This is a genomic window from Natrinema gelatinilyticum (genome assembly GCF_024266705.1).
GTDB lineage: Archaea > Halobacteriota > Halobacteria > Halobacteriales > Natrialbaceae > Natrinema > Natrinema gelatinilyticum.
On sequence record NZ_CP100757.1, the window covers coordinates 90,595 to 104,763 of the forward strand.

The 14,169-nt window shown below is 56.8% G+C and carries 3 protein-coding genes and 2 pseudogenes; all 5 read left to right on the forward strand.

Going from position 1 to position 14,169, the window contains the following annotated elements:
• The first annotated feature begins 276 nt into the window (after positions 1-276).
• Positions 277-4,908, forward strand: a complete 4,632-nt coding sequence (locus tag NJU76_RS18490; RefSeq protein ID WP_254533316.1) for an alpha-L-rhamnosidase — start codon at positions 277-279, stop codon at positions 4,906-4,908.
• Positions 4,909-5,491: 583 nt separating this feature from the next.
• On the forward strand, positions 5,492-8,776 hold the full coding sequence (locus NJU76_RS18495) for a family 78 glycoside hydrolase catalytic domain (RefSeq protein WP_254533317.1): 3,285 nt from the start codon (positions 5,492-5,494) through the stop codon (positions 8,774-8,776).
• Between the two features lie 130 nt (positions 8,777-8,906).
• Positions 8,907-11,822, forward strand: a complete 2,916-nt coding sequence (locus tag NJU76_RS18500; RefSeq protein WP_486642021.1) for an alpha-L-rhamnosidase — start codon at positions 8,907-8,909, stop codon at positions 11,820-11,822.
• Positions 11,823-12,592: 770 nt separating this feature from the next.
• Positions 12,593-12,972: pseudogene (locus NJU76_RS18505) on the forward strand (transposase); the annotation flags it as partial.
• A gap of 325 nt (positions 12,973-13,297) precedes the next feature.
• A pseudogene (locus NJU76_RS18510) lies at positions 13,298-14,128 on the forward strand (IS5 family transposase).
• Positions 14,129-14,169: the final 41 nt, after the last annotated feature.

Consider the following 14,169-nt stretch of genomic DNA (forward strand, 5'->3'; position numbering starts at 1 on the left):
ATATAGGCCCAGTCTATAGCGTTCTTTGGAACCCTTGAACCTTGACAAGCGAGTAACCTCATTCAAAAAATTTCTGATGCTGAATTACATACAATAACAAAATTTTAGTTAACATCGAAAAATTTATTTGGAACCATATTATATTTGAGTGAGCTGTGTTAACAGCACACAGCAAAGAGCAACATGACAGACAAGACTCCTCCATCGACATGTACAGCAATCCCTGGCGTTGCACGGCGTGAATACCTGAAATATCTCGGTGCCGCGGGCGCCACGTTGACCGTAAACTCCGGTGTCAGCACTGCGACGACGGCCGAGGAGACTCAGGCCCAGACGGAAGAACGAGACCTCGAACCGGTCTCCGCACCGACCGGCCTCGAGGTTGACTACGAACCTGCGCCGAACAACCTTCGGCCGGACGCAACGCCACGCTTTACTTGGCATGTGCGGACGAATAGCCGTGACAGGTCACAACGAGCGTACCGTGTGCTCGTCTCGAGGGACAAATCGACGCTCACAAGCGACACAGGCGACGTGTGGGACTCCGGCCGCGTCGCGCAGGCCACCTCGTCGACTATCGACTACAGGGGTCCCGCACTCGACCCCGACACAACATATCACTGGAAAGTCCGCATCTGGGACAGTCAGGAGCAAGCCACCGCCTGGAGCGAACCTGGATCGTTTACCACTGCGAAGTCCGCTGACCCTGCGGACTGGACAGGGTCGTGGATCGGGGTGGACAGTTCAGTCGATAGCGGGCTCGTCGGGACGGACTGGACGGACTACGTGTTCGAGTCGACCGTCACAATAGAGAACGCCGCCACGGGCTTTGTCTTTCGCGCACAGGACACCGACAACTGCTACATGTGGCAACTAGTGCTCGCTTCGAGTCCGGACGCAGACGGCGACGAGCATGTTCTCCGCCCTCACGTCCGCGAAAACGGCGCCTGGACTCGCCTCGGGAACTTCTCCGTCGACAGCGTGCTCCGCGGTACCGAGCACGATCCGCACGACGTCCGCATCGATGTCGCGGGGGACACGATTACCACGTACATTGACGACACGAAAGTCGACGAACGGCAGGATTCGACACACTCTTCGGGGACTATCGGATTCCGAGAGTATAACACCGAACACGCCCGTATCGACAACGTATCCGTCGTCAGCCAGGACGACGAAGTTCACTTCGAAGCGGACTTCGAAGGGCCGGTTCTCACGTCGTTTACCGGCGGCACGCTTTCAAACGGGGCGCTCGACCTGTCAGGTACGGGCATTGTACTCCACACGAACCGCTCTCTCGATCCGAGTCCACTCCTCCGAACCGAGTTCACCGCGGACAAACCGATCGCGGATGCGCGCGTCCACGTCGCCGGCATCGGCTACTCGGAACTCTATCTGAACGGCGAACGGGTCGGCGACGACGTTCTCAACCCGGCTTGGACGCTATACGAGGACCGTGTCGTATACTCGACATACGACGTAACAGACCTCGTAACCGAAGGAACGAACGCGGCAGGCATCTGGCTCGGTAAGGGCTGGTTCTCGAAGAACACGCCGTGGTACATGAGCTGGGAATCTCGCGGTCCGCCACGAGCGCTCCTCGATCTTACCGTGACGTACGCAGACGGATCGACGGAGACTGTCGTCACAGATGACACGTGGCAGACTCACCAGAGCCCTCTGCTCGAAAATGATATCTACGACGGGGAGACTTACGATGCCCGGCGGGAACAGACCGGCTGGGCGGAGCCGGGGTTCGACGGCGACTGGAGTCCAGTCGACGCACTCAACGCACCCGGCGAGGACTTCATCCTGCAGCCACAACGCACCCAGCCGATCCGCGCCGTGGACACGCTCGAACCGCAGACCATCGAATCGCACGATGGCGGGTACGTCGTTGACTTCGGGCAGAACCACTCCGGCTGGGTCGAGTTGCAGGTCCAGGGGGCGAGCGAGGGCGACGAAATCGTACTCAAGCACGCAGAGGTCAGAAACGAGAACGGCGACTTAGTAATGAAAGATCTGCGCGGCGCAGACAGCACGGACCGCTATGTCGCGCGTGGCGACGACGTCGAGACGTACGAGCCGCGCTTCACCTACCACGGCTATCGGTACGTCGAAGTCCGGGGATATCCAGGCGAGCTCACCGCTGACGACCTCGTGTCGAAAGTCGTTCACACGGACAAACCGCGGACAGGGTCGTTCACGTGCTCGAACGAGGACCTCAATCAGGTTCAACATAACGCCGTCTGGGGGATGCAAAGCAACTCTCACAGCATCCCGACCGACTGCCCCCAGCGTGACGAGCGTCTCGGGTGGACCGGCGACGCGCACATGACCGGCCGATCCTCGATGTACAACTTTGACGCTGCTCGCTTCAACGAGAAGTGGATGCGCGACCACGACGATGACCAATCGCCTGAAGGCTACCAGAGCGACACTATCCCGTCCGCGGTCGGTGATGGCGACGCCGATCCAAACTGGGCAAAAACCCGGGTGACCGTCGCCTGGTACCTGTACGCTCACACGGGCGACGAACAAGTGCTCCGGGACCGATACAAGGGCCTCAAGGCCTACGTCGACTACTGGCGAGGCGAAGCGGACGGCTACATCATCCCGGCGCACAAACAGCACTACGGCGATTGGCTGGCGTTCGAGGATACACCGGATGCCGCACTCCTGAACACATTCGCGTACCACCAATCGACGCAGCTGTTCGCACGGATTGCCGACGAACTTGACCGGGACGGCGATGCCGCGACCTACCACGCACTCGCTGACGACATCGCGAGTGCATTCAACGACGCCTTCTTCGACGAACGGAACGCCGTGTACGGCTCAGGATCACAGACCACATACGCGGTGCCACTTTTCGCCGGTATCGTTCCCGACAAGCACGAACAGCGGGTCGCCGACAACCTTGCGACGAAAGTCAAGACCGAGGACGACGGCAAACTCCAGACCGGCTTCATCGGCACACGACCACTGCTATTCTCGCTCGTGGAGTACGGTCACGAGAAACTCGCGTATCACGTGGTGAGCCAACCGGAGCAGCCAGGCTGGGTGTACATGGTTCGAAACGGTGCGACGACCATGTGGGAACGCTGGGACAGCGACGAGCGCATCGGGTCGGGGATGAACTCGTTCAACCACCGGCCTTGGGCGGAAATCTCGGAGTGGTTCTTCCGCGTACTCGCGGGCATCGACATAGAATCACCTGGTTTCGAGGAAATCGAAATCAAACCTCGACTCGTCGACGATCTCGATTGGGCGGAAGGCAGTGTCGAAACGGTCCGGGGCGAGGTAGCATCGCGCTGGGAGCGATCCGATCGCGGCGTCGAGTTGTCGGTGACGATTCCGTGGAATACGACTGCAACCGTATACGTGCCGGCGGAGTACACTGACGCAGTGACTGAGAACGGCGACGCACTCACGGACGCGACCGGTGTTACCTTCGATCGCATGGAGGACGGTTACGCCGTACTCTCGGTCGGATCTGGGACGTACACGCTTCTCTCGGATCCCGTCCGTGGCGGTACTGGGTTTGCCAATCGCGTTGCGAAGCGTACACAGCAGTCCGTGGATAACCTCCAAGCCAGTGGGAAACTCTCGGATGCGCAGGCCCACCACCTAGACACGAACCTGGCGAACCTCGTTGAGCAGACAGCGAATGCGCTGTCAGCTCGGGAGATAACGGATCGGACGCACACGATCCAGTACGTCCAGAACGCGTTGACGACGGTGAATTCGCTCCGTGACTGGGTGGCATCGAAACGGGCAGCAGGCAGCCTTACAGCGGATACTGCGTCGGTATTGACGGATGATCTGATTGCCATCGACGCCGCACTCTCGCATGCAAGCACGAGTGTACTTGATGTCGATGCAACGGCCACACTGCAGCAATCGGCGCTCGTGGCTGGCGGGCGGGGCACGGTAGATTTGACGCTGCTCAACGAGGGTGCAGGTCAACTCTACGATGCCAGAGTGGACGTGAACGTGCCCGAGGAGTGGACAGTTACACCGACGACAACTACACATTCGAAGGCCATCCCAGTGGACGAGTCGTTCACCGCAACCTTTGATGTGGACGTGCCGCTCAGTCAGGCGCGCACGAAGGTCCCGATTATGGGGACCGCGACGTACCGTCACCGGGGCGGTGTCGCAGAAATCCCAGTCGAGACGATCGCCAAAGTCGGGTCGCCCGTAACTATTGAGCGGGTTACAGCGCCGCCAGCGGCAGCGGGCGACCAGACGACGCTGTCCGTGATGTTGGCGAATACTGCTGACGAGACTGTAACTGGCGACCTCTCGGTCACGCTCCCCGACGGATGGACTGTCGACCGTGGCACGAAGCACTACAGTGTTCCCGCAGAGAGTGAGACGACGGTCACGTTCACCGTGACCGCACCGGAGGACGCGGAGCACGGCGTGCAGGCGGCACTGACGGCGACGTACGGAGATAACTTCGCCGACAGCGCGTCGACCGGTATCTTCCTCGGGCCAGTCGCGAGTTGGGAGTTCGATACGGCAGGCGACCCTGAGGGGTGGGAACCGTGGAATGACATAACGGACTTCACAGTCACGGATGGTACGCTCTCGTACCGTTCAACAGGCGGTGACCCCTATATGGGACAGACCGATCCACTCTCAATCGACGCTCCAAATGGTCTGTCAATCCAGATCCGCATGAAGACGTCCGTGAATAGCGGCGGCCAAGTGTTCTGGACGACTGCGGACGCTCCAGTCTGGTCGGAGGGAAAGAGCAAGACCTTCGATGTTACTGGCGGTGAGTGGCAGACCTACACCATCGACATGCCGCCACAGGATAGCTCTGTGACCGGCCTTCGCCTGGACGCAGTCCGCGAGACAGCGACTATCGAGATTGATTATATCCGAGTATATTTCTAGCACTTACTCCAACTCCGATTGAACCTCCCCTATCAACATCTCGTCTCGGTTCTTCCCACGTATTTTCTCGATGAGTCGAAGGAATCCAGCTAAAGTGAGAGTACCATCGTAGCTCCGGATCAACCGGGAGGGCAGAAGTGTTCGTCACTAGGTTCGTTAGCTGGGTCACGAAGTAATCGTGGTCTCAGGCGAGTGCTGTTGCTCACCACGCACCTCGGGCCGCGGGTTGGTTCAGTCAATGACAACCGTCTGGCTTAGGGGTTTTGAACACACTCAGCCAGTCATTTTCATTAATTAGACCATTGATTCAGCAGTAGTATTCACGTCGTTCTGGAAGTATCAAGCCTCTTTCTTGGGAATCAGTGTAGTTTCTGGCGCTCGGACGGGATACGAAATGTAGTGTGTGGCGTTACAACCTATATTTATGCAAACGTCGCGATTTACCGTTTTGCTTCGATCCCTTCTTAGCGATCCATTTCTGATACCTGCAATCATTGCCACTACGAGTTCTGCTTTTCCTTCCCAGTAAGGTGCGTATTGATGTCATGTTAGATGATAGTACACCTGATTTGGAGGATAGCCGATGGCCAGTAACGACAGTCCGAGTCGCTTCACCGACTATCTCCCGGTCAAACGGCGAGAGTATCTCAAGTATACCGGCGTACTCGCAGGAACAGCACTTCCTGCAACCAGTGTCGGTAGCGCCAATACAAGTGGTGTTCTTGAAGAGGCCTCGATTGATGATGTTCCGGCTCCAACTGACTTAGCAGCTGAGTACGAACGCAACCCGACCAATCTCGATCCGTCGGGGGATAATCCACCACGCCTCTCGTGGCAGCTCGAAAGCGATAGCCGGGGAAGCAGCCAGTCAGCGTATCGGATTCGCATCGCGTCGACGCTCGATATCCTCACAGCGGGCGACGCCGATGTCTGGGACAGCGGACGAGTCGAATCGGCTCGCTCAACGAACATCGAGTTCAGCGGTGCACCACTCGAACCAGATACGACGTACTACTGGACGGTTCGTACCTGGGATGAAAACGGTGCCACAGGCGAGTGGAGCGATCCGGCGAGGTTTACGACGGCGCTCCCAGTCGACGACGCACAGTGGGGCGGCGAATGGATCGGTATCAATACTGACAACACGACATCCATAACGAACGCAGCGCAGAACTATCCGGCCCCGCTTCACGAAGCGGAGACGCTGGGCCAGTCTTTCACGATAGACGGCTCTTTCAAGACGGTGAGTGGTCGGTTCCCAACTTGGGGTGCAGATAACTCCTCAGTGACGGTTTCGCTGTACAAGAACGGACCAGATGGTACCCTGATCTCGAGTGATCGGTTTACTAACATACAGGATAACGCGTGGATCTCCTTGGAATTCGACGAGCCATTGCCCGCGGGGACATACTACTTTGAACAGTCTGAGTCCGACGGTACCGTCGGCTGGTGGAGTCACACCGACGACGTCCTCGACGGGGGGCGAGCATACGAGGATGGCGAACCCGTCGATGGCGATCGAACGATTCGCGTCAGGCAGAATGACAGTACAGACCCATCGCCGCTAGTACGAACTGACGTTGAATTCGATCGCAAAATAGAGTCGGCACGCGCGCACGTCGTAACGCTTGGCTACGGTGAACTCCACGTCAACGGCGAGCGGATCGGTAATGAACAGCTGAATCCTGCCTGGACGAAGTACGACGACCGCGTGCTCTACTCGACTCATGACCTAACCGAAACGGTTGAAGCGGGCCGAAACGCCATCGGATTATGGCTCGGGCGAGGTTGGTACTCGAAGGGCAAAGAAGAACTCCCCAGTCGGATCCCGAGTTGGGAGGCTTTTGGTTCACCACGTGGGTTAGTACAACTTAATGTCACCTACACAGATGGGGAGACCGAGAGTGTAACGACGGGCCCATCGTGGACAACCACCTCGAGCCCAATCACGGAAAACGATATCTACGACGGCGAAACGTACGATGCGCGGAAGGAACAACCCGGATGGTCGACTCCTGGATTCGACGACGGCGAGTGGAACCCCGTCGAAGTCGTTGAAGCGCCGAGCGACGACTTCGAATTACGGCCACAGCGTCTCCCGCCGATCACAGTCACAGAGACCCTCGAACCATCGTCTATTGAAGAACGAGATGGCACATATCTCGTTGATTTCGGGCAGAATCACGCCGGGTGGGTAGAGCTCGTGATCGATGGTGCAACAGAAGGCGACAAGATCACACTCGAACATGCCGAGGTGCTCGACGAAAACGGGAACATCGTCACCGAGAACCTTCGATCGGCGGAGGCGACAGATACGTATATCGCGAGCAGTTCCGAACAGGTTACATACGAACCGCGATTCACCTATCACGGGTTCCGTTATGTACGGGTAACCGGCTACCCCGGCGCGTTAACTGCGGATGACATCCGGTCGAAAGTAGTACATACCGGCTTCGAACAGACGGGTTCGTTCGCATGCTCGAACGATGACCTCAATCAGGTCCAGCACAACGCCGTCTGGGGTTTGCGAAGCAACGCGATGGGGCATCCCACGGACTGCTGTCAGCGAGACGAGCGTTTCGGATGGACTGGCGACGTCCATCAGAATGCCCGTGCTGACCTCTTCAACTTCGACGCGTTCCGATACCATGAAAAGTGGATGCGTGACCACGACGACGATCAGGACTCTGATGGGTCCCAGAGTGATGCAATCCCCCACGCTGTCGACTGGGGTCATTCAGACCCAAATTGGGCGAAAACTCGCGTCATCGTCCCGTGGTATCTGTACCTCCACACAGGTGACGAACGCGTCCTTGCGGACCGGTATGAAGGGATGCGTGACTATGTCGATTTCTGGGATAGTAACGCTGAGGGGAACATCATTCCCGCCTCGATGGCACATTACGGCGACTGGCTCGCGTTCGAACCGCCTCGGTCGGACCCGGCGCTGTTCAACACCTTCGCTCACTACCAGACGACGGATCTCTTCGCGAAGATGGCTGCCGTGCTTGGCCGTGACGAGGATGCGGCTCTGTACCGCGAGCAGGCTGAGGCCATCGCCGAGGCGTTCAACGATGTGTTTTTCGACTCGGAGATGAACAGCTACGGTAGCGGTACACAGACCACGTATGCGCTGCCCCTCTCGGTCGGTATCGTACCTGACAAACACGAACAGGCGGTCACAAAGAACCTAGTCCAGAAAATCCGATCCGAAGATGGAGGAAAACTTCAGACTGGTTTCATCGGTACCCGACCGCTCCTGAACACGCTCGTCGAGCACGGCCATGAGGACTTGGCGTACAACATCGTCAGCCAGCCTGAACGACCCGGGTGGGTGTATATGGTCCGTAACGGTGCGACGACGATGTGGGAACGATGGGACAGCGACGACCAGATTGGCTCGGGGATGAACTCGTTCAACCACCGACCATGGACGCTAATCTCAGAATGGTTCTATCGCGTCTTGGCTGGCATCGACATCGGCGAGCCCGGCTTCGCGCACGTCGATATTTCACCTAGCGTGGTCACTGGCCTCAATTGGGCCGAGGCGGAAACCGAGACCATTCGGGGTACTGTCGCGGCCAAGTGGGAGCGGACGAGTACTGCCGGAGACTCGCGGTCCGACGATGGTCTCTTGCTAGAGGTGACGATTCCCGGAAACGCTACCGGAACTGTCCGAATTCCAACGCTAAATGGCGATCAGGTCCGTATCCGTGAGGACGGCAAGACCGTTTGGAACAATGGAAACGCTACTCGGCAGACCCACCGCGGTGTTGAAGCGGTCTCCCGTGATGGCGACGATGTGATCATTGAGGTCGGATCAGGCGAGTACAGCTTCGAACTAGAGCAGCTGAGCCCAGACGCGTAATTGGACCAGTCTCACTCTGGTAGAGAGTGACCCCACTACTTACAGTTTTTGCAGCTATCGTATTATACTATATGTTTATTTATTGCGTTATCATCCTACCGCGGTGTAGAATACCGCGTACTGCAAACCGATGAGTTCCGATAATGCTTCAGCGTCGGTGGATGAATCGAATCGAGAGAACGTAGATGAAAGACGGATCCCGCTCGATCGGCGCGACTATCTCCAATATACGGGCGCACTCGCGGGCGCACCGCTTCTCGGAAGCGGACTAGCGGCAGCAAGGGGAAATGATAGCGACGCACAGAACGCAATCCTGCCCGAACCTGTCGACCTTCAAGTTGAGTATGAACTTGATCCAACCAATCTTGAACCAACGAACGGGAGTCACGCCGAGCGACCTCGTTTCTCGTGGACGAGCGCCACCGGGTCTCGCGGGGGAAAACAATCTGCCTATCGTATCGTCGTCTCCCGGACGCGCCGTAACCTCGATCGAGATCGTGGTGATGTGTGGGATTCAGGCATAGTGGCCACGGACGAATCGACGAACGTCCAGTACGAAGGTGCGGTCCTCGCACCCGACCAGACCTATTACTGGAAGGTCCGAGTTTGGGATCAGGATGGGAACGTTAGCGAGTGGAGCGAGACCGCGACATTCTCTACGGCTATCCCGGACGCGGACGACCAGTGGGAAGGCGAGTGGATCGGTGCCGACCTCAACCCTATCGAGTCACCAGAAGGACACTCGAACGAGGTCCCTCCAGATCCGCTATTAAGGAAGAAGTTCACTCTCGACAAAGAGATCTTGAAGGCGCGACTTCATATCAGTGGTCTCGGATTCAACGAACCGTATCTCAACGGCGAGCGAGTTGGCGACAACGTCCTTGATCCGGCTATCACCGATTACGAGGAGACGGTGCTATTCACTTCGTATGACGTAACCGAATTCCTCCAGCAGGGCGAGAACGCCATCGGCGTCGCCCTCGGACGTGGTCGGTTCGGTGAACCTCTCGAGAACACTTGGTTCTGGGACGACACGCCGTGGTGGGACGATCCTCAACTGCTCGTCCAGCTCAACGTCACCTACGCGGATGATTCGACCGCGTCAATCATGAGTGACGATGCCTGGCGGGCGACAGACGGGCCGACGCGCTATGACTCGCTTTTCGATGGCGAGGAGTACGACGCACGCAAGGAACAACCTGGATGGACGGAACCGACCTTCGACGACGCCGACTGGGACACCGCCACGGTGGTCAACGAACCCGAAGGTGAACTCAAACCCCAACGCGTTCAACCTGTCCGAACCCACGAAACCGTCACACCAGTCAGTCGGTCGAACCCCGAAGACGAGGTGTTCGTCTTTGATATGGGGGTCATGGTTGCAGGCTGGACCCGTCTTACAGTCAACGGACCAGAAGGATCAGAGGTCCGAATTACGATGGGTGAGAAACTCAACGACGATGGAACCGTCCATCACAGCTGGTCACCTGGTTACCCGGAGTCGATTCAGGAGGACACGTACATCCTGAGCGGCGAAGGGACAGAGACCTGGGAGTCCAGCTTCACCTACAAAGGCTTCCGGTATGTTCAGATCGAAGGTTTTCCGGGGACTCCCACAACTGAGAACGTTGAAGGCATTTTCGCCTACACCGATCTCGAATCAGGCAATGATAGCGACTTCGCGTGTTCGAACGACCTGCTGAACCAGATCCACGAAAACACTCGCCGGGCGCTTCTAAACAACCACCACGGCGTCCCGACAGACACGCCCGTATACGAGAAGAATGGCTGGACCGGCGATGCGCAGGCGACAGCCGCGACGGCCATGTACAATTTCGACATGGCGCGGTTCTACCAGAAGTGGCTCCGGGATCTGCGGGATGCCCAGCTTGACTCCGGCGAAGTTCCGACTATCGTTCCGACGAGCGACTGGAGCTACGAAAATACCCCGGGCTGGGGAGCCGTCAAGGGGCCGACACCCGGGTGGGACGCGACGTACTTCATCGTACCGTGGCTCATGTACCAATTCAACGGCGATGAACGTGTCCTCCAGAAGCATTACAAGCCGATGAAGCAGTACCTGGAGTGGTTCGAAGGCTATTTCGACGGTTATATCCCCGAAATGGGACTCGGCGACTGGGTCTCTCCCGGAGAAAACGAAGTGCCGATCGTCGCGACCGCCTACTACTACCGAGAACTCGATATCATCTCGAAGGTGGCATCGGTTCTCGGTCACAGCAGCGAGGCGAGCACTTATGAAGAAAAGAAACGAGCCGTCATGGACGCGTTCAACGAGCGGTTCTATGACCCGCAAACTGGTTCGTACGGAACAAACGAAGTCGACACGTACGTCCAGACATCGAACGTGCTGCCACTCGCGTTTGGCATGGTACCCGACGAGCGTGTCGATACGGTTGTCGACGCACTCGTCAGTGATATCGTAGAGGAACACGACGGACACCTTTATACTGGCCTGTTCGGTACGAAGCACATCCTCCCAGTCCTGAGCGAGTACGGCCACCACGACTTGGCGTACACGGTAGCGACCCAAACGACCTACCCGAGTTGGGGGCATTGGATCGAGAACGGAATGACGGCACTGCTGGAATCTTGGCCTCTTGACGCCAGATCGCGTGACCATCACTTCCTCGGGACGATTGACGAATGGTTCTACCAGTACCTTGCCGGCGTTCGCAAACCCGCTGACCCCGGCTTTGAGCACGTTAAGATCGCACCGAAACCGGTCGCGGATCTCGATACAGCGAGCGGGCGCGTCGACACCGTGCGTGGACAGATCCAATCCCGATGGGAGCAGACCAAGGATGGGTTCGAACTCGCAGTTACCATCCCGTGGAATACAACAGCGACGATCCAGGTCCCGACGCTCGACAGCGAGTCTGTCCGCGTTACCGAGAGCGGTATGACCATCTGGGCGGACGGAACCGCCACAGACTCGTACCCTGACGGCGTCACCGCGGTCGAACGCACTGACGACGCTGTCAGCATTGAGGTCGGTGCTGGCGACTACGAGTTCACGCTCGAATAGACAGTCGGACTCCGAGAGCGCTATCTCGCGCCATCGTCTGCCTTCTTTTGGACCCATCTCCAACGGGTGAGTACTGCCGGCGTAGCTACGCGAGAGCAAGTGCTGTCGGCAGCGTTGGTTTCCCGCGTCTGGGCGGGACGACTTCCGGCGAGTGTGGATACCCGCGACAACTGTAAACTCAATTATAACTCATTCACGTCCAACATATGTACCACAGTATCGTACGAGGAACCGTCGACGAAATCGGCAGTATACGGAAAATCGTCCACAGCGAGGCCAGCCAACGGCGTCACTGGTAAGGCAACAAGATCAATCCGTAAATGATAACGATCTTGGATTCTTATATTAGATTCTCAGGCTAAGATCTCAGATGTCCTGCCCGAAATAAGTGTGAATCACAGATTGTAATCTCCGGATGGTACTGCCGTCTATCAGTGCTCTGCAAATCATTGATCGTGTTTCTTGGTCAATCGACGTAGGAATGTGGCGACTGGATCGATGTCTCATCGACCAAAGACAGCGATATCGAGAATGACCTCAAAAATCACAGTATCCGTTAGAATTTTTTACTCAGAATATGGTGCCGAGTAGACGATTCCAACGATATTCCTGTCAGATATTTAGAATATCTTCGACGACGTCGAGGGAAAGAGGCCGTCACAACGGCTATTAGCGGCAATGCATACAAAAATGACGTCATGCAGACTGAACTCGCCGAGTGGTCCGATGTTCAGCGACGAACGGTGGATAGTGATGACAGCGAATAAATATGTACCTTGGGCGTGATTACTGAGAACACTGATCGATTCTTCTATCGGTTCGAAGAGCACGTTATCGTCGTCCACGCAAAATATTTCATTCCCGATTTATGGAAAGAAACGAAGATGATCTGATCATCGTACTGGATGGATCGCCGTCTTTCTGGGTGTCAGTCGTCACAGACTTGGCGGCCCACGACGACCTCACCTTCGTGACGTTGCCATCGTACTCATCAGAACGAAACCCGGTTGAGGAGTGCTGGAGACAGTTCCAGGCGGCACTCAGTAACCGCTTCTTAGAATCACTCAATGTCCTCACAACAACGAATGATACGGTGCTTGATCAGTTCTCTGTACCGACAGTGAGTAATTACTTCTACTTTTTACTATAGGACCGCAATAGGAAGGCGGCCTGAGTAGCACTTCGCACGAAACGGCGTATCAGTAATAATTTTGATATTGATACTGGAGACCCACTCATTTCTCTGGACTCCGGCGGCGAAGGAATCTCGATTTAACAGTGCTGCTATTCGCACTCTTCAGCCCCTAACGAAGGGACTAATCGATTAACCAACAAAATCATGTCTCTGGCCGCTTTGTTGGTTAATCGAATACAAGGCAACATCGTATGTGGTACAGCGGCTGTGTTGAATCACTAGACGGCGGCGGAACAAGTCAGTAAATCAAAGGAGTTGAAGCGGGAGGCTGCGAGTGTCCATGACGCAAATCTCCCGCTTCATTGGGGAAGTTGTGCCGGTTGCTCAAAACGTTACTGGCGATGGAGACGAATCCGCCGCCACCTTCCGGGGCGGCGGATTCGCCGACTATGCCCTCGTTTCACTCCACTATCTGCGGATTTACCTCGATACGTCCTACCGGATGACGATTGACCTGCTCAAGGAGATGCCACAAATAACCGGGGAGATCGGCCTCAGTGCGGCCGATCTCCCCTGTCCATCCACGTTGTGTAAAGCGTTCGACCGGATCAGTATGAGCGTCTGTCGAGTGCTGCTGCGCCAGTCGGCGCAGCTGCACGATCCCTCGAAACACGGCGCTATTGACGCCACATTCTACGAGCGATCAGCCGCGAGCCGTCATTACTGTCAGCGAATAAGCTACCGCGTCCAGAAGCTCAAAGTCACGAAATTCGTCGATACGGAGTCCCAAGCCGTCCTCGACGTACACTGCTCGACAAACCGGGAAGGAAGTGACGCAGACCTCGCCGACCAGATCGCCCGCCGGAACGCGGGCGATCTGCGGTCTCTTGCCGCGGATAAAAGCTACGACAAGCAGTCACTCCGCGAAGCGCTTCGTGACCTTGACATCAGACCGCTGATCAAGCATCGTATCTTCGCGCCCTACGACCACGCTCACAACACCAGAATTGACGTATAACGCTACAATCAGCGCTCTATGACCGAGACCGTCAACTCGGCTGTCAAGCGCTCGCACGGCGAAGCCGAGCGAGCGCGTTCTTGGTTCCGTGAGTTCCGCGAAATCGCCCTGATGTGTGTCGTCTACAACATCAAGCGTGCCGTGAAGCAGTGAATTCCGATTCCGTATGGCGATTCAACACGGCCCTGTGAAAT